We start from the raw sequence: 17,764 nt of genomic DNA on the forward strand, positions 1-17,764 counted from the left end.
AGCTCCTTATGCTGGTTCGGGTTGCATGCGGCGGCGTTGGTTAAACGCCAGCAAGAACAAGATGAGTAGGGTGGGGATAAACACCCACTCTTTGTCTGGCCGATCCGCTTTCTTTTCGATGCCGGTCAGGATCCAGTCGAAATCCACACCGGATTTCTCGGCGGCGCTGCCAAACACCACTAAGTCGACCAGCCAGCTTTCCTCTTCCTGACGTAAAATCAGCCCCATCTGTTCGAGGCGCTGTTCGGCGTTGCCGACTTCCTCTTCCAGCTGCAGCGATACCGTACGTTTGACCTCGGCGCCCTCCAAGGTTTCACCCTCGAACTTCAGCTGAATAAACTGGCCCTTGTTGAGTTTTTCCACCTCGGTGGTAATGGCACTCGGCGGCAATTGCTGCGATGGCGGATAGATCTGATCCCACCAAAAATCGGGGCGGAACAGGCTAAAGGCAATCAGCAGTAGCGCCAGTGACTCCCACCAACGGCTCTTCACAAACCAGTAGCCTTGGGTGGCGGCCGAGAAGCAGAGAATCGCCGCTGTGGCGCTAAAGATGGTGATAATCAGGTGCCAGAACGAGACGATATCAATCAACAGCAACTGGGTGTTGAAGATAAACATAAACGGCAGGATGGCGGTACGGATATCGTAGGTAAAGCCCTGGATACCGGTTTTAATCGGGTCGGCTCGACCAATGGCTGCGGCGGCAAACGCCGCCAGCCCCACCGGGGGCGTGTCATCGGCGAGGATCCCGAAGTAGAACACAAACAGATGCACTGCAATTAGTGGCACGATCAGCCCGTTTTGCGCGCCCAAAGACACAATCACCGGCGCCATCAGGGTCGAGACCACGATATAGTTGGCGGTCGTTGGCAGACCCATCCCCAGCACGATACAGATCATCGCGGTGAAGATCAGGATCAGCAGCAGGTTACCGCCGGAGATAAGCTCCACAAACTCGGTCATCATCTGGCCCAGACCGGTGAGGGTCACGGTGCCAACCACGATGCCAGCGGTGGCGGTGGCAATACCGATACCGACCATATTGCGCGCGGCTTGAATCATGCCGTCGATAAAGTCGTCCCAGCACACCTTAAACTGCGCCAGCCACTCGGTCTCGTTGCGGAACCAAGACTTAAGCGGTTTGTGGGTTAGCACCACGGCAATCAGCGAGACCACGGCATAAAAAGCCGAGGTTTGCGGCGAGTACTGTTTTACCGCCAGCGCCCACAGCAGCACCACAATCGGCAGGCCAAAATACAGGCCTGAGCAGATGGTTGGCTTGGGCTCTGGCAGGTGGTCTAGCTCGATGCTGTCGTCGTCTTCGGCTAGATCTGGGTACTTGGCCGACAGGCGCACCAGCAGTACGTAGCCCACTAGCATCACCACCATCATAATCAGGTAGCCAGTGCCGCCGAGGGTATCTTCCAGGAAGGTCGAGCCGTAGTAGACCACTGCGCCTAAGGCGAACATGATGAGGGTGGAGCTACACCACGAGAGCATACGCTGGGCGATGGTGGGGCGATTCAGGCGCTGAATGCCCTTCATGTTCAGCTTGCAGGCCTCGAGGTGCACGATGTAGAACAGTGCCACGTAGGAGATCAGCGATGGCAAGATGGCATGGCGGATCACCTCGATATAGGGGATGCCCACATACTCCACCATCAAGAACGCGGCTGCGCCCATAATCGGTGGGGTGAGCTGGCCGTTGGTGGAGGCCGCAACCTCTACCGCTCCGGCTTTGGAGGCCGGAAAGCCGACTCGCTTCATCAGTGGAATGGTGAAGGTACCGGTGGTCACCACGTTGGCAATCGATGAGCCAGAGATAATCCCGCTCAGGCCCGAGGAGACTACCGCTGCTTTCGCCGGGCCGCCGCGCATGTGGCCAAGCAGCGAGAACGACAGCTTAATCAGGTAGTTACCTGCACCTGCCCGGTCAAGTAGCGACCCCAGCAGTACAAACAGGAATACAAAGGCGGTGGATACTCCCAAGGCAACACCAAATACCCCTTCGGTGGTCAGCCATTGGTGCGAGGCCACCTTGTTGAGGCTAGCGCCCTTGTGGGCAATCACATCCGGCATGTGCTGGCCGGCGAAGGTGTAGGTGAGGAACACTACGGCGACCACCACCAACGGTGGACCGAGCGCCCGGCGCGCCGCTTCCAGCAGGCAGACCATACCCACCACCGCACAGACTAAATCGCCAGTGCTGGGGATACCGATACGCAGGGCCAGCTCGTTGCGGAAGATCAACAGGTACAAACACGAGCCAGACGCGCCAATGGCTAGCAGCATATCGAGAATACTGATGCTGTTATGGTTGGCCCGTTTGCTGGCTGGAAACAGAGAAAAGGTTAAGAAGGTGGCAAAGGCCAAGTGGATAAACTTCGCCTGATCCTCGTTGAACTTGGCAAAGTCCAACATAAATGGCAGGGGCGAAGCGTACCAAAGCTGAAAGGCTGACCACGCGATCAACAAGCCGACAATCAGCTTGCCCATTGGGCCGGTCAACTGACGACTACCAGTTTCCGAGCTAAGTAGCTCTTCAACCTCGTTGTCGTTGTTGGCAGGCTGTTGGGAGGGTTCGGAATTACTCATCAGTCGATCCCGCTAGCTTAAATAAGTGGAAGGGCCTGAAGATCAGGCCCAAAGAGGCACGGCGGACTAGCCGCCGTGTGGTGCAAGAGGATTAAAGCAATCCTGCTTCTTTGTAGTATTTCAGTGCGCCGGGGTGTAGAGGGGCACTTAGCGAGTCTTTAACCATCTGTTCTTTTTTCAGATGGGCAAAGGCTGGGTGTAGCTTCTTGAAGGAATCGAAGTTTTCGAATACCGCTTTAACGACTTGGTAAATCAGCTCGTCATCAACAGCAGTAGAAGAAACGAAGGTCGCACCCACACCGTAGGTCATCACATCTTCATCACTGCCACGGTACATACCGCCAGGTACCGCTACCTTACGGTAGAAGTCGTTATCGCCAACCAGCTTGTCTACTTCTGGGCCTGATACTTCTACGATCACGCTATCACACGAGGTGGTGGCTTCTTTAATGGCGCCACTTGGGTGACCCACTACGTATACCATCGCGTCGATTTTGTTATCACACAGCGCTTTGGCTTGCTCGGCAGCTTTCAGCTCAGAGGCCAGAGCGAAGTCGTCGTTGGTCCAGCCTTTGGCAGCCATCAATACTTCGATGGTACCGCGCTGACCAGAGCCAGGGTTACCGATGTTAACGCGCTTACCTTTCAGGTCGTCGAAGGTTTTGATGCCAGAGTCGGCACGGGCAACCACGGTGAAGGGTTCTGGGTGGATAGAGAAGACTGAACGCAGCTCTTTAAAAGCGCCCGCGTCAGCAAACTTGCTGGTGCCGTTATAGGCGTGGTACTGCCAGTCAGATTGGGCTACCGCCATGTCTAGCTCGCCAGCGCGAATGGTATTGATGTTGTAAACCGAGCCACCAGTACTTTCTACTGAACAGCGGATGCCGTGCTCTTTGCGGTCTTTGTTCACCAAGCGACAGATTGCGCCGCCAGTGGGGTAATAGACACCGGTAACACCGCCGGTACCGATGGTAATGAAATCATTAGCTTGCGATGGAGCTGCAACACCCAAACTGAATAGGGCGCCAAGACTTGCTGCAGTTACGTAACTCTTAAATGTTCGCATAATTAATCCCTTATTTTTACTCCTAGTAAGTCACACAAAAATAGTGACCCGGCAATGCCATTAACTACTAACGGATAGGTCAATTAAAGGCTAATCGACCGCCATAGTATTCAAGAATAGTTTGCCTGCCTACTTTGTACGATATTTGCTGCATATTTTCATGGTCAAGTCTGTGATCAATCCTATTTTTATGACCAAGAACAAGCAATTAGCTCTCGCATTTGACAGCTGGTAAGGACTGCGATATCTGCCTTTGCCAGCTGATCCTGCAGCGTCACTATCTGGCTGGCGTTAGAGAGCGCTAACTCACCGCCTTGCTGATAGATGTTGTTTTCAAAGCCAATACGCACATCGCCGCCCAGTTTGGCGGCGGCCAGCAAGCATGGCAGCTCTTGTAGGCCAAAGGCACATACCGCCCAGCGGATGTCGCCAAACTGCTTAATCAAAGGCTGAATCTGCTCTAGCTGCTGCGATTGAGGTTGCAGGCCCTCGTTGCTGCGGCCCAGTACCAACAAAAGGTGATGACCGTTTGCAGGAATGATGCCATCGCTACGCAAGGCCAGATAGTGCTGGATATCCTGCTCGCTGTAGAGGATGAACTGTAAGAAGATCCGTTGCTGCAGGGCCCACGCGCAGAACTGCCCGAAGCTATCTTGATAGCTGGCGTCGGGCAGCAACTCGCGCAGCGCCACTGAGGCGGCCTCGGGTTTGAGTGTCTCGATGAGATGGCGCTGCTGCTCCGGCTGATAGCGGCCGACCGCTTCAGTGGTCAGTTGAATGATAACCTCGCCATCTTGCTGCCTGACCGCCTCAATCACGTGCTGATTGTCGGCAACCTCCAGACTGTGTAGTCCGGCGCTGTCGCGGGCATGCAGATGCACCATTGCAGCGCCTGCTGCTGTACAGGCTTGCACCTCATTGGCGATTTCCTGTGGGCTGATGGGTACCGCCGGTTGAGTCTGTTTGTCGAGCCGCGCGCCATTGGGGGCGACGATAATCGCAATTGGCTGGTTCATCAGGCCACCTTCTCGGCGGCTGCCATACGGGTTTGCTGGTCGATGCATTCGCTTAAGGTGGCCACTACCGCGTCGATCTGTGCCTGCTCGATAATAAACGGCGGTGCTAGCAGGATATGGTGGCCGTTTTGGCCATCGATGGTGCCAGCATTGGGGTAACACATCAGCCCTTTGGCAAAGGCGCTTGCCTTGATCTTTTTGTCCAATCCGCTGCTTGCTGGGAAGGGGGTTTTATTGGCCCGTTCGGCTACCAGCTCAAGGCCCCAAAATAGCCCGCGCCCGCGAATATCGCCCACGTGGGGGTGGTCGCTAAAGGCCTTGCTCAGTTGCTGCTGCAGGTACTCGCCTTGCTGTTTCACCGCATCCAGCAGGTTTTGCTGCTCAATGGTTTGCATCACCGCCAGCGAGGCTTGCATGGCGCAGGCATGGGCTAGATAGGTATGGCCGTGCTGGAAGTAGCCCGTGCCACTGGCCACGGTATGGTAGATATCGCGGCTGACAATGGTTGCCCCCACCGGCTGGTAGCCCGCCCCTAAGCCCTTGGCTACCGCGACGATATCAGCCTCAACTCCCTCTGCGGCGTGGGTAAACCACTCACCGCAGCGGCCCATGCCACACATCACCTCATCGAGAATCAGTAAGATGCCGTAGTGATCGCAGATCTCACGCACCCGTTTAAAGTAGCCTTCAACAGCCGGCAGGGCGCCGGCGGTCGCGCCCACCACGGGTTCGGCAACAAAGGCAATCACGCTCTCCGGGCCGACTTCTAATAGGCGCTGCTCCAGCTCATTAGCCACCCGTTTGCCGTACTGGCTATCGCTCTCATCGGGGAGCTTGTCGCGATAGGCATAACAGGGGGCGATATGTTCCGCTTCCATCAGCAGCGGCGAGAACGGGGCGCGTCTCCACTGGTTGCCACCAACGGCCAAAGCGCCCAAAGTGTTGCCGTGGTAGCTCTGGCGACGGGCGATAAAGCGTTTGCGTTGGGTCTCGCCACGTTCCACAAAGTATTGTCGGGCCAGCTTTAGCGCGCTCTCCATCGCCTCTGAGCCGCCACTGACAAAGTAGCAATACTCAAGCTGGCCGGGCGCTTTGTCGGCCAGAAACTCCGCCAGCGCTTCGGCGGGGTGATTGCTGAAAAAGCCGGTATGGGCAAAGGCCAGTTGGTCTATCTGCTTATGCAGTGCTTCGCGGATTGCCGGATGGCTATGGCCGAGGCTGGACACCGCTGCGCCGCCGCAGGCGTCTAAGTAGCGCTTACCTTGTGAGTCAATCAGATAGATGCCATCGCCTTGGCTGGCAATCGGCAGGGCGTGGTGGCAGTGTCGTTGGAATACATGACTCATCGCAAAAAGCTCCGTTACGCGTTAAGGCTTTGTTTTACCGTTGCTTGAGCGCTGGGAACAAGTGATTTATTCTCAGTGGTATTCCTTTTGCTCATGGATAGAGTCGATGAAGTCCAGGGTTCCTCCCTTAAATGCACTCCGGGTGTTTGAAGCGGCGGCGCGTCACCAGAGTTTTTCTAAGGCCGCGCAAGAGCTGCATGTCACTCAGGGCGCGGTGAGTAAGCAGATCGCCGTACTGGAGAGCTTTCTTGAGCAGCGCTTGTTTGAGCGCAAGAGTAAGGGTTTGGCGCTAACCGAAGCCGGCCACAACTACTTGCCCAATATCTCACAGGCGATGCGGCTGATTGAGGATGCCAGCGCCGGGCTGATCCAAGAGGCGGGGAGCCGACAACTGCTGAACATCGATGCCATCCCCTCGCTAAGTTCGCTGTGGCTGATCCCGCGCTTGAACGCGCTCAAGGCCAGCTTTCCCGCCTTGGACATCAACCTGAAGATGGGGGATGGCCCGTTCTCCTTTGAAGACAGCGAGGCCGATGCGGTGATCCGCTGCCTGCCCATGGCCAAGCACTACCAAAGCGCCGAGCTATTGTGCGAGGAAGAGCTGGTGCTGGTGGCCCACCCGGCGCTAGTTAGCCACAACCGTTTGCAGCAGGTCAGCGATATCTTCGAGTTTCCGCTGCTGCGCCACATCACCCGCCCGCAGCTGTGGATGCAGTTCTGGGCCACCTATTTTAGCGGTGAGAGCCTGCCGCACCCTCCGCGCTATGGCAATGGCTTCGAGCACTTCTTCCTCTCCTTGGAGGCGATCCGCAAGCAGCAGGGTTTGGGGTTGCTACCGCGCTTTTTGGTGAAGGAGTGTTTGGAGAGTGGCGAGCTGATCAACCCGCTGGAGCTGTCCTTTGCCAGCGGCTATGGCTACTACTTGTTGGTACCTAAGTATCGGCGCAGCAACTCGACGCTGGCCCGGCTGAGTGAGTGGCTGAAACAGCAACTGAGCGCCAGTGTTTGAAGTGGCTACGTGGTCTGAAATGAGAAATGTATCAATAATATTGTCAGTACCAATGAATTCTTAACCGATAAATCATCTTTATCAGGTCTGCTCTTTCTATAGTTAGCAAGGCGTCGATTATCTTTCGGGATCGAATTTTGTTCGACAACCGCGCATTAAAGATATCTGACGTTCAAGGATGTAACCGTCATAACTAGAGAGGATCTTATGGAAGGACTAACCACTCGGCAGGCAGCCCGATTTCTCGATATGGCCACCATGGGGGTGAAGCCGCAAGAGCTGGAAGACTTGCTCAGCCTGGACGACCGACAGGCGTGGATTTCTGAGCAGGTCAGTATTGACTACCAGCGCCATGTCGAGCGCACCCAATACCAACAGCAGCAGCGTGGCGAGGCCCAAGCAAGTCAAGATATGCGGGTCTGCGCCTGGTTCGATATCGCCCTGTGGGGCAGTGCGCAGCTGCGCCAACGGGTGGCCTTTGCACTCAGTCAGATTCTGGTGGTGAGTGATAAAGATGCCAACCTGGCCGCCCACCCTTTGGCCTTAGCACATTATTACGATTTGCTCTCAGAGCACGCCTTTAGCGATTACAAAAGCTTGCTCTACCATGTAAGTCGCTCACCGGTGATGGGCCACTACCTCACCTTTGTTGGCAACCTGTCGAAGCAGGCCAGTGGCGTCGACCCGGACCAAAACTATGCCCGGGAAGTGATGCAGCTGTTCAGCATTGGCTTGTATCGCCTCAACCCCGATGGCAGCCAACAGCTGGACGGCAATGGCAAACCCATCCCCAGTTACGACGACAACGACATAGAAGCGCTGTCACGCACCTTTACCGGCTGGTTCGCCGATGGCGATAGCATGACCGCACCGATGGTTGCCCATGATGCCTGGCACGATATGGGCGAGAAGCAGGTGCTAGGCAAGATGGTATCGGCGAACTTGGGGGCCGATGAGGAGCTGGATGTTGTGTTGGAGATCTTGCTCGACCACCCCAACACCGCGCCGAACATTAGCCGTTTGCTGATCCAGCGTTTGGTTAGTTCCAACCCACGGCCGGCCTATGTGCAGCGGGTTGCCGAGGTGTTTACCAACACCCGTGGCGACTTGGAGGCGGTGGTCAGAGCGATTTTGACCGATCCCGAGACCTTGCTTGAGCATGACCTGCATGTGGCCAAGCTGCGCGAACCGATTTTGGCGCTGTGTTACGTATATCGTGCCTTGGAGGCCTTTCCCAAAGGCGGTGGCGATATCGTCTATAACAGCATGAACTACACCGAGAGCTGCCAGCAGTACCCGCTGGGGGCCGACTCGGTGTTTAACTTCTACCAACCCGACGACAGCCCGCAGGGCGACTTGGCGGATAATGGCTTGGCAGCCCCAGAGTTTAAGATTGTTAACTGGTCGCAAAGCATCAAGCTGTCCAATGTGTTCTACAAACTGGCCCGAACCTATGGCCAAGACCGCAACAAGAGCAACAGCAAAACCGAGTTGTACATTGCGCCGTTGGAGCTGGAGAACGCCATTGAAGAGTGGCGCTTAGCGGATGCCTTCCAGCTGCTAGCGGCAACCTTTTTAAATGGAGAGATGAGTAGCCAGCTCACCGAGCGGCTGCAGGCAATCTGCGAGGCCCACTCGGAGAATCGGCGACAAGATGCGGTCTGGAAGATCATCTTTTTTACCGTTTTCTCGCCAGAATTTATGGTGATGGAGTGATGGCTATGGATATTTCTCGTCGCAGCTTTCTAAAAAGGGCCGCTGCCCTGTCTGGTTACTCCATAGCGCCGTTTGCGCTCACCTTGCCCGCCGGTGCGTTGGCCGCAGAGGGCGATGATTACAAGGCTCTGGTGTGTGTGTTTCTTCCCGGCGGTAGCGACTCGTTCAATATGCTGCTACCCGCTGAGGGGCCGAACTACGACAACTACGTGTTGGAGCGGCCGAATGTGCATCTCACCGCCTCTGAGATCCTCGACATCCCCGGATTTACTGATGAGCAGGGGCAACTCGTTCGTCTGACCTCAGCCATGCCTAAGCTGGCGCAAATGATTGCTCAGGGGCGGGCCACCGCGCTACTTAACGTGGGCACACTGATTGAGCCCACCGATAAAGACAACTTTGATTCGGTGCTCCGGCCGCCCGGTCTGGGGGCGCATAACAGCCAGCAAGATGTCTGGCAACGAAGCTGGAATGGCAGTGGCTACCATGATTTTGGCTGGCTGGGGATGGCTTTGGACCTGCTTAATGGTGTGGACCAGCCGGTGCTATCGAACAGCTTGGCGGTGCGTAACGATGTGATCTTGCAGGGCCAGCGAGTGACGCCACTGGAGCTAAGCGATGGCGAGGTTGGCGCGATAGAGGCGAGCGCTCAATCGAACACCATCAAAGACAATATCCAACAGATGCTGGATAAGCCATGGGGCTCGGCGTTCTACCAAGAGTATTTGTCGGTGGTCCAAGAGATTGTCGATTTTCAGTCTGAGCTGGATGCGCTGTTTGCCGCCTTCCCCGAGGATGAATCGATCCCCGATACTGATATCGGGCGGCAGATGCGCACGGTGAAGCGAATGGTGGATGCGGCCACCGCGCTGGGCCATCAGCGGCAAGTATTTTGCGTCAAGATGGGCGGCTTCGATACCCATAGCGACCAGCGCCCCGGTCATGAGGATCGACTGGCGCGCATCGATGAAGCGCTGGCCGCATTCTACGATAGCCTGGCGCAAGCCGGTTTAGAGCAGCAGGTGGTCAGTTTTACCCTGTCCGAGTTTGGCCGCACCATCCAAAACAACGGCAACCTCGGTACCGACCATGGCTGGGGCGGTAACCAGCTGGTGTGGGGCGGGCCGCTCAATCGACCCGGCAAGGCCTTTGGCCGCTACCCCGAGTTTGTGCGCGATGGGGTGGATGCCCGCGATAACAAGTTTATCCCAGCGCTTTCCAGCGAGCAGATGGCAGCCACGCTTTGTAGTTGGCTGGGCCTCTCCGAGACCAGTATCGACCTGCTGTTTCCGGCGCTGCACCCGGACAACGATAACCCCTTCCCGAGTCGCTATCTGGGCTTCCTCGGTGAGGGATTGCCCTCGTCCACCGTGCTGGTGTTGGAAGACTGCTTTGTCCGAAATGGCCAGTACAGTGAGCAGAACTATGACGGGGAGAACCTGATGGTCAAAAGTGGCGCCATTGACTACCAGCGCGAGGCCTACCTCAAGTTCGATGTAAGCAATGAGAAGCTTGCCTCGGTACGCCAACTGTTGCTGCGTTTGTATGTGGTACAAGTGGGCAGAGACGCTAGCCGCGATGTCTCGGTCTCTCAGGCATCGACCGGTTGGGATGAACAGAGCCTGACTTGGCTGACTCGCCCTGGGGTAAGCAGCGCTGGGCGCAGCGTAAGCGAGGTGACTACCGATCACAGCGAGCAATGGGTGGAGTTAGATATCACTGCGCTGGCACAAAACGCAGCAGACACATCGCTGTTGTCGCTGTGTGTCTCGGTCAGCAGTGCCTGGTCAGATCAAAGCCATCTGTGGTTTGCCTCTAAAGAGTCGGCACCGGAGCTGATGGCGCGTTTGGTTTTCAACTATTGAGCACTTAATGGTAAGCACTCAATGGCGGGTTGAGGCCGCAAGCGCTAAGCGTTTTTGGCGGCCTCTACTAGACTTTCTGGTTCACGCGATTGCCCTAGCTAAAACAGGGGGCTAAAACCAGAGGCCAAACCCAGGAGAGGCCAAACCCAAGAGAGGAGAACCCCATGAGAACCCCCTTACTACTTACCGCAGCCGGACTGACCCTTGGAGTGTTCAACAGCACTGCCTATGCGGCTGACCACGCACTGATCACCGAGCAGCAAGCGGTAGAAGCGGCATTGGCTGAGCTAGGCGTGGAGGTGCTGGGCGTTCGCTTTGACGAGCCCGATACCCAGTGGGATGTGTTTATCAAACTCGGCGACAACGCCTATGAGGTTGAGGTGGATGCGGCCAGCGGCAAGATCGTTGCGGCGGAACAAGAGAGTTTGGCTGAGGTGCAAGCAGAGCTCTCTGGCGACCTCTCCCATGAGGGTGTTGCGGGAGATGTGGACTAGCAGAGCGCAAGGTGTAAAAAAAGCGGCCACTGGCCGCTTTTTGCATTAGGACACGATAACTAGCAGCGCTTAGCCGGCCAGCTTGGTCACAACGCGCATCAGTAGGTTGATACGCTCTTCGATGGTGTTCAGCTCCAGGAACTCGTCTGCGCTGTGCATAGCGCCGCCTGCTGGGCCAAGGCCATCAAGGGTAGGGATGCCCATAGAAGCGGTCAGGTTAGCGTCAGAGCCACCGCCTACTTCTTGGAAAGTGATGTCCAGACCCATTTCGCTACCAGCAGCGACTACGGTTTCCATCAGCGCTTCAGTTTGCTCAGAAGGAACCATCGACGGCTTGTAGGCTTCGCGGTCTAGCTCGATGCGTACACCGTCTACGAATGGCTTCTCGGTCATCGCGCGCAGCAGGGCGTCACGACCGTTGAACTCGTCGTTGTCCCAGTAGCGGGCGTCAACAAAGATCTCACAGAAATCAGCCACGATGTTGGCACCTTCACCGCCTTTTACTACGCCGGTGTTGAAGGTGGTACCGGTGGTTAGATCGGTCATATCGTTGATCGCCAGTACCCAGTTCGCCATCTCAGTGATTGCGCTGCGACCTGCGGTTGGATCGTTACCTGCGTGCGCTGCTTTACCGTGGAAGCTAATGCGGTAGCGCGCCATGCCTTTACGGGCTTTAACCAGTGAGCCGTCAGCGCGCGCCGCTTCTGCTACTAGTACTTGCTTGGCGGTTTTCGCCACGCCAGCCAGCCACTCAGCAGAGTGAGCAGAACCGGTTTCTTCATCTGGGTTCATGCATACTGCGATAGACAGCTTGTCTAGCACGCTAGCGTCGAGGTTACGTAGGGCGTAAACCACGTTCAGCAGGCCAGATTTCATGTCGGCAACACCCGGGCCAAAGGCGCGATCGCCTTCAACGCTCATTGGACGCTCAGCGGCGGTGCCCACTGGGAATACGGTGTCCATGTGACCGATGAACATGATGTCAACGTGGTCAGCTTCAGGCTTGTTGCGTACTTCAAGGCCGGTACCGGCAGGGCCACAGTCGATGCGTTTTACATCCCAGCCCAGGTCTTGGTATTTGCCCGCCATCAGGTTAGCGATAACCTCGATGCCTTCAACGGTGAAGGTACCGCAGTCTACGTTAATCAGTGGACGCAGCTCGTCCAGGTATTCATTCAACGAAAAGTTCATTCTTAATACTCCAGTAGAGGTCTGGAAAAAAAGGGCAGCACCGTAGTACTACCCCCTGTAATCATTGGTGTAAGCGAGGCGTTCGCTTAGATGATGATGTTCATCAGCAACATAGAAGCGAAGGCGTTAATCACAGAGATAACGATCATCACTGGAATGTAGCGACCTTCGGTACCGATAGGACCAAGGATACGGCCCAGGTACTGAACCTGTGAGCCCATCAGGTAGATGGCAGGAACCATAATTGCGATGTGCTCACCGGTCATGATGCCAGCGTCGAATAGTGAGATAGCAACACCCACTGCGCCGCCCATAGACATCCACGCACCGATCAGAACTGCGGCAGCTTCACCCGGCAGGCCAAACACAGCCATAACTGGAGAGAACACGTTACCCATCAGCTCCAGTGCACCGGTCAGCTGAAGTGCTGCGATGATCACGAAGGCCATCAGTACGTTTGGTACGGTAGAGGTACTTGCGATGATCCAGCCTTTCTTAGCGCCAGCAACGAAGATATCGGTAATCATTGGTTTTTTAGCGGTAGACATTAGGCTTTCTCCCCTTCGATAGCAGTTTCAACAGCTTTCTTACCTGCTTTACCTTCGGTCAGGTTCAGGTACAGCTTGAACAGGTTGGCACCTACAAATTTGAAGATGAACATGATGCCTACAGCAAATGCGATAGAGGTAGGTACTACAGACTCACCCGCAGAGTTGGTCAGGGTGTACAGTACCGCGCCTGAAGAGAAGGCGTTTACGATGGTTGCACCTGCGGTGAACTGGAACATCGCAAAGATGTCAGTTTCGCGTTTGGTCAACTCACCGTCGTCAGCGAGCTGGCGAGTCATTGCAGAGCCTGCATCGGTGCTTTGCAGAGATGCGATCAGCGCCATACCGGTCGAGCCTGGAATAGAAGCCAGAGGGCGTAGCAGAGGAGTCAGCAGCTTACGAGCCGCTTCCAGGGCACCGTAGTGTTCGAATACCGCGATCATGCCCATTGCGAACATAACGGTAGGAACCAGAGTCAGGGCGAACATGAAGCCGTCACGTGCACCGAAACCGCCTGCGCCACGCATGGTGGTGGTGGTGACGTTGATGCCGTCTGCAGATTCGGTGACAGCGTTAGCCATGGTACCGAAGCTACCGTTCAGGGTGTTGAAATCGAATACGCTAAGTGCGCCTTTACCCTGAAGCAAGCCAGAGAAGAAGATAATCGCGGCCGCCAGAGCGATATAGGCGCCGATGGAGACCTTACGGTCAGTGGAGTTACTCATATTGTTACTCTCGATGGTGGTTGTTTTTATCTGAATCGGTCAGAAAGCGCCTTCTTTCAAACAAAATTCCATCTTGGTAACGCGATAGCAGAATATGATGCTGGCGATATTCTCTCCATTTGAGCTTTTTTTGGCTTGATCTGGATCAATTTTCTGTTCTGAAAGCCCATCTCTTTGGAGGTGAGGGCCAAGCATGAGATCTTGACCCTGTTAGCGGTGATAACTTATTGATTAGTGGTAATGACTAATATCAATCAATAGCTTGGAGTTACATTTTGCGCGAGCGGTGTTTTGCCGATTAACGTTCCCAATAGGCCTCTTCGAGGCTGTCTTCACGCTCGGGCAAGCCACGAGATAAACGGGGGCTGTGTTGGTTCAACACCTCATAGCTAACCCGGTTCGCGTATTTACAAATTTGTGAGAACGAGGAGTAGCACAGACAAGGGAAGTTGTGCTTCACCGAGGCAGGCAGGTTCTCAGCATGGAAGGTGTTGGCAGCAATATCATGAAGCAGCGCTGAGAGGGCGCCATCGCCCGCGCCATTGGTATTGTGGATCTTCTCCGGGCCACCCATGTACGGCGAGATGTGCGAGTAGACCTTGAGCGGCTGCTCGCAGTCGGCTTGGCGCATCGGGCGTGAGAACTCGAAGCGATTGTAGTCGGCAACGCCGTTGCTTTGCAGGTCGTGGGTGGTCTCGCGGGCGTTTTGCTGATCGGTGTAGCCTGCCATATACAGTCCCTCTGGGCCTGCGGTACATAGGATCAAATCACACCATTGTAGGGTTTGCTCACAGGCTTTCAGCGGATGCTTCTCACCGGTCAGCGCTTCGGCTTCTTCTTCGTTCATCGCCAGTACACTTACGTGCTGGGTGATAAAGTCACGCCAGAACTGCGGGTCAGATTCAATCAAGAAACGGGTGCCAAGGGTCAGCACTACCGGCACGTTAGCTGCGTTGGCGTATTCGATGGCCTGCATGGCCGCCTCGGAGATCGGGTCTCCGCCAGAGCGCATCAGGTAGGCCGATACCACCAGTGCAGAGCCCTCTTGGACCAACGCTTTATCGATGGCCTCGGGCTTGAGCTTGTCCATCGCCCCTTTAGAGATGGCGAAGGTACGCTCACCACAGCCGCTAATCAGGGTAAAACAGCGACCAATTGGGCCGTCTACCGCTTGTAGCTGGTTAAGGTCGACCCGCGATGAGGTATTGCACAGGTAGCGATAGGCATAGCCGCCCACCTGAATATTCTCACTCATCACCCCAAACATCACCGAGCGACCATCGGCCAGGGTGGAGTAGTTGTGCAGGGTATTGCCGATGGTGCCTCCGGCATGCTCAGCGCTGATCAGGTTGTGCTCTTTGAGCTCGCTGTAGAGGCGGTGGGCTGCCTCATCGTCGATCAGTAGGGAGTTGCCCTTCACCAGATTATGCCGGGCAATAAATTGCTCATCGACTTTGGCTTCAATATCAACCAGGGTCTGCTCGACACCACAGATATGGGTGCGAACCGGTGCCTTCACTGGGGCGCTTTGTGGGTTGATGGGCTGACGGGCTTCTACTGGGAAGTAGTGTTTCGACTTACGTTGACCTGGAAATCTCATTGCAGCGATCGCTTGTTGGTAATCAGTGAGCTTTATTTTGCAGTGTAGCCGCGCTTTTGGCCGCGGGGGCGGGATTCTACCATAGCTTGAGACAGTTGCTAGAAAAAAAGCCATCTTCTAACAAGGGGCTAAGATTAATGTGAAATGGTGGTAAATACCGTTTAGGTAGTTATATATTCCGTTAGGCTATGCGAAACCGATAGAGTGTTCTGTAATCATTTGTTAAAATCGCGCCTCATTTGTAACACTCCGTCATAACTTAATCTTGAAAGGGGCGCTGCTTTATCATGCCATCCGAGTTTCCTAAAACCCTGAAAAAGCCGTTCATTGGCTTGTTTAACATTATGGAAGCCGCGATTTGTGTCGCGATTACCATTGCTACCTTGGTGGCGATGGTGAACGAGGTCTACAACATCATCATCTACCGTGACATCTTGTTGTCAGACATCTTGTTGATGTTCATCTATCTGGAAGTCTTGGCGATGGTGCATCACTTTGTCGCCTACGGGAAAATTCCAGTACGTTACCCGCTGTACATCGCGATTATGGCGATTGCCCGTTACATCACCTTGGGCATGAAAGAGCTCGATGGGGTGTACATCATCTGGCTGTCACTGGCGGCGTTTGTGCTAGCTGCCTCGACCATGATCATCCGCATCGGCCACCACTACTGGCCTTACGAAGACGACGAAGACAACTAAGCGAAGACTATGTTGCTGTTCGAGAAAGGGAGCCTGATGGCTCCTTTTTTTGTCGGTGGGACGGTCTAGACACATTAAGCCACTGGCGCTTAGGAGAGGGAAGAAGTACTGGAGAGATTGCAGTTTTGTCAGCTTTGGGTGTGATTAAATAGTGAGCGGATAAAGTGTGATCTGGATCAATTTACAATTTTCCTAAGTGGGCATAATTTATCGCCTGTTTTTTGCTCATTCTATCAATTCGCTTGCCCCGGACGGCCGCGTACTTTGTACTTTGGAGGTCTCCGTGGAAAATCTGATCTTATTTCTCTATCCCTTTAGCTGGTTGGTGGCCTTAGCCTCATTCACCCCGCAGATTATCCGTTTGATGCGTACCAAGAGCGCGGCTAACGATATCTCTTTGGTCAGCTGGAGCATGTTCCAATGCAACGCCATCCTCGGCTGGAGCTATACGGTACTGGTGGTCGGTGACCCCATGCTGATGGTGACCAGCTCTTTAGTATTGACGGCGAACGTGTTGATGCTGGGAACCCTCATCTACAAGCGAATGAAGTACCGTGAGCCACGTCAACCGGTCATGGTGAACTGGCTCTTGAGCGAGGCACTTTACTAAGCGCCCCCCATTCACGCTTGCTCGGCTAGTAACTGGCGCAGGCTCTGCTCCAGCCATAGGTACTTAGGTGAGCGATAGTGGGAGGTGTCGAACATCAAGCTGAGCTCGGCAGTGAGCTGGGCTTGTTTGTGGTAAATGGGCACAAAGCGGTAGTGCTTTGGGTCGAGTTTATCGAGCAGGCTGGCGGGTGCGGTCAGCACCAGGTTTTGCTGCTGCACTGCACGTAGCACCAAGTTGAGATGCTGGGCGCGAAACAGCGGGTGGTAGTGGATGCCACTGATCGCCTGCACAAATAGCTGCTCGTCGTTGAACTCGGGGATAATCAATGCTGCCAGGTTTAGCATTGCCATCTGTTCCACATTCAAACTGTTGATCTGCGGGTTAAAGTCGGCTCGGCATATGGCGCCATGTGGCTGGGTGGCTACCGTTGCGTAGCACAGGTCTTTACTGATTTTCTTGGGTGAATAACTCAGCGCAAAATCCAGCTCTCCGCTCAACAGGCGCTCGCGGGTATTACTCGAATAGGCATGCAGCTCTACTTGCAGTTCAGGGCAGTGTTCGTGCAGAAAGGCATAGATGGCATAGCCATGGGTTTCCGCCAGATAGGCGTTGAGCGCAATCCGGCAGTGACCTTTGAATCCGCGAGGGTTGAATACTTCGCCTTCCAGGCTGCGCTGCAGCTCGTGGATGGCTTTGGGCAGGGTGCGCGCCAGCTCTTCCGCGCGTTCGGTTAGCTTGAGGCCACGGCTGTGTCGTAAGAACAGTGGGTCGTCCAATTCTTCACGCAACTTTGCCAGCGAACGGCTAACAGCCGGTTGGCTGGTTTGCAGTTTTTCTGCCGCTTTATGCGTGTTCTTTTCCTGTAGCAATACCAACAGGGTTCGAAGCAAATTAAGATCGAATTTGGCGAAGTCCACTTAGCTTCCTTGTTATCAGTGGGTCGGCTATCCTGCAGCGCAAAAAGCGGTGAGTAAAATATAAATAAAATTCTCACTCGCTAGCGAAAGGTTCCTTTAATCCTAGGTTGTCGGCCGGCAACTAGCATTCTCGAGCAAAGCAGAATAAGCCCAAGGGGCCTAAGCCCCCCAGGCTCACTCGCGCTAGGAATCGTTAAGTTATTGACCTAAATGATATTCATTGAGGTACTGTCGTTATGTGAACAGGTTTTGGTCAATCTTGCTTACTCAGCCTCGACATGGTTAATGCGGCGTTTGTGGCAAGTCACTTGGTAGACGGAGAATAGGTAAAAGTAAGCTATGATTTAAATGAATTATTCGCATAG

The 17,764-nt window shown here is 54.8% G+C and carries 15 protein-coding genes; 6 read left to right on the forward strand and 9 right to left on the reverse strand.

Going from position 1 to position 17,764, the window contains the following annotated elements:
- Window positions 1–6: 6 nt before the first annotated feature.
- From G461_RS0120680 to G461_RS0120695, 4 genes are all read right to left on the reverse strand, one after another.
- On the reverse strand, window positions 7–2,595 hold the full coding sequence (locus G461_RS0120680; protein WP_026973279.1) for a TRAP transporter permease: 2,589 nt from the start codon (window positions 2,593–2,595) through the stop codon (window positions 7–9).
- A 91-nt stretch (window positions 2,596–2,686) separates the two neighbouring features.
- Window positions 2,687–3,661, reverse strand: a complete 975-nt coding sequence (locus tag G461_RS0120685) for a TAXI family TRAP transporter solute-binding subunit (RefSeq protein WP_026973280.1) — start codon at window positions 3,659–3,661, stop codon at window positions 2,687–2,689.
- A 188-nt stretch (window positions 3,662–3,849) separates the two neighbouring features.
- Window positions 3,850–4,677 carry a beta-keto acid cleavage family enzyme gene (locus G461_RS0120690; protein WP_035480943.1) on the reverse strand — a complete coding sequence of 276 codons (828 nt, stop codon included), beginning with the start codon at window positions 4,675–4,677 and terminating at the stop codon, window positions 3,850–3,852.
- Entirely contained in the window at window positions 4,677–6,023 is a 1,347-nt protein-coding gene (locus tag G461_RS0120695; RefSeq protein ID WP_026973282.1) for an aspartate aminotransferase family protein, read from the reverse strand. Before G461_RS0120695 ends, G461_RS0120690 begins: the two co-directional genes overlap by 1 nt.
- Window positions 6,024–6,129: 106 nt before the next feature.
- Between G461_RS0120695 and G461_RS0120700 the strand changes: the two genes are divergently transcribed.
- The 4 genes from G461_RS0120700 (at window position 6,130) to G461_RS0120715 (ending at window position 11,107) form a co-directional block, all read left to right on the forward strand.
- Complete coding sequence (locus tag G461_RS0120700) at window positions 6,130–7,032, forward strand: LysR substrate-binding domain-containing protein (protein ID WP_026973283.1); 903 nt, start codon at window positions 6,130–6,132, stop codon at window positions 7,030–7,032.
- Between the two features lie 207 nt (window positions 7,033–7,239).
- Window positions 7,240–8,748 (forward strand): DUF1800 domain-containing protein, encoded by a 1,509-nt coding sequence (locus tag G461_RS0120705; protein ID WP_026973284.1) that lies wholly within the window; start codon window positions 7,240–7,242, stop codon window positions 8,746–8,748.
- Window positions 8,749–8,753: 5 nt separating this feature from the next.
- Complete coding sequence (locus G461_RS25040) at window positions 8,754–10,613, forward strand: CBM96 family carbohydrate-binding protein (RefSeq protein WP_051333733.1); 1,860 nt, start codon at window positions 8,754–8,756, stop codon at window positions 10,611–10,613.
- A gap of 164 nt (window positions 10,614–10,777) precedes the next feature.
- The gene (locus tag G461_RS0120715; protein WP_026973285.1) at window positions 10,778–11,107 is read left to right on the forward strand and encodes a PepSY domain-containing protein; all 330 of its coding nucleotides are present in this window, start codon (window positions 10,778–10,780) and stop codon (window positions 11,105–11,107) included.
- A gap of 69 nt (window positions 11,108–11,176) precedes the next feature.
- Here G461_RS0120715 and G461_RS0120720 read toward each other — a convergent pair whose 3' ends face one another.
- The 4 genes from G461_RS0120720 to G461_RS0120735 form a co-directional block, all read right to left on the reverse strand.
- Window positions 11,177–12,298, reverse strand: a complete 1,122-nt coding sequence (locus tag G461_RS0120720; protein ID WP_026973286.1) for a M20 family metallopeptidase — start codon at window positions 12,296–12,298, stop codon at window positions 11,177–11,179.
- A gap of 86 nt (window positions 12,299–12,384) precedes the next feature.
- The gene (locus G461_RS0120725) at window positions 12,385–12,846 is read right to left on the reverse strand and encodes a YjiG family protein (protein WP_026973287.1); all 462 of its coding nucleotides are present in this window, start codon (window positions 12,844–12,846) and stop codon (window positions 12,385–12,387) included.
- Window positions 12,846–13,571 carry a nucleoside recognition domain-containing protein gene (locus G461_RS0120730; RefSeq protein ID WP_026960721.1) on the reverse strand — a complete coding sequence of 242 codons (726 nt, stop codon included), beginning with the start codon at window positions 13,569–13,571 and terminating at the stop codon, window positions 12,846–12,848. Before G461_RS0120730 ends, G461_RS0120725 begins: the two co-directional genes overlap by 1 nt.
- A 298-nt stretch (window positions 13,572–13,869) precedes the next feature.
- Window positions 13,870–15,171: an inosine/guanosine kinase gene (locus G461_RS0120735; protein WP_026973288.1), complete on the reverse strand. Its 1,302-nt coding sequence runs from the start codon at window positions 15,169–15,171 to the stop codon at window positions 13,870–13,872.
- A gap of 287 nt (window positions 15,172–15,458) precedes the next feature.
- Here G461_RS0120735 and G461_RS0120740 point away from each other — a divergent pair, with 287 nt between their 5' ends.
- Both G461_RS0120740 and G461_RS0120745 read left to right on the forward strand, forming a co-directional pair.
- Window positions 15,459–15,872 (forward strand): phosphate-starvation-inducible protein PsiE, encoded by a 414-nt coding sequence (locus G461_RS0120740; protein WP_026960718.1) that lies wholly within the window; start codon window positions 15,459–15,461, stop codon window positions 15,870–15,872.
- A 283-nt stretch (window positions 15,873–16,155) separates the two neighbouring features.
- Window positions 16,156–16,482 (forward strand): hypothetical protein, encoded by a 327-nt coding sequence (locus G461_RS0120745; protein WP_026973289.1) that lies wholly within the window; start codon window positions 16,156–16,158, stop codon window positions 16,480–16,482.
- 11 nt (window positions 16,483–16,493) lie between these two features.
- On the opposite strand, the gene G461_RS25045 is transcribed toward G461_RS0120745, so the two are convergent.
- Window positions 16,494–17,399, reverse strand: coding sequence for a LysR family transcriptional regulator (locus tag G461_RS25045; RefSeq protein WP_051333734.1), 906 nt, complete (start codon window positions 17,397–17,399; stop codon window positions 16,494–16,496).
- Between the last annotated feature and the right edge of the window lie 365 nt (window positions 17,400–17,764).

Source organism: Aliagarivorans marinus DSM 23064, assembly GCF_000429485.1.
Lineage (GTDB): Bacteria > Pseudomonadota > Gammaproteobacteria > Enterobacterales > Celerinatantimonadaceae > Aliagarivorans > Aliagarivorans marinus.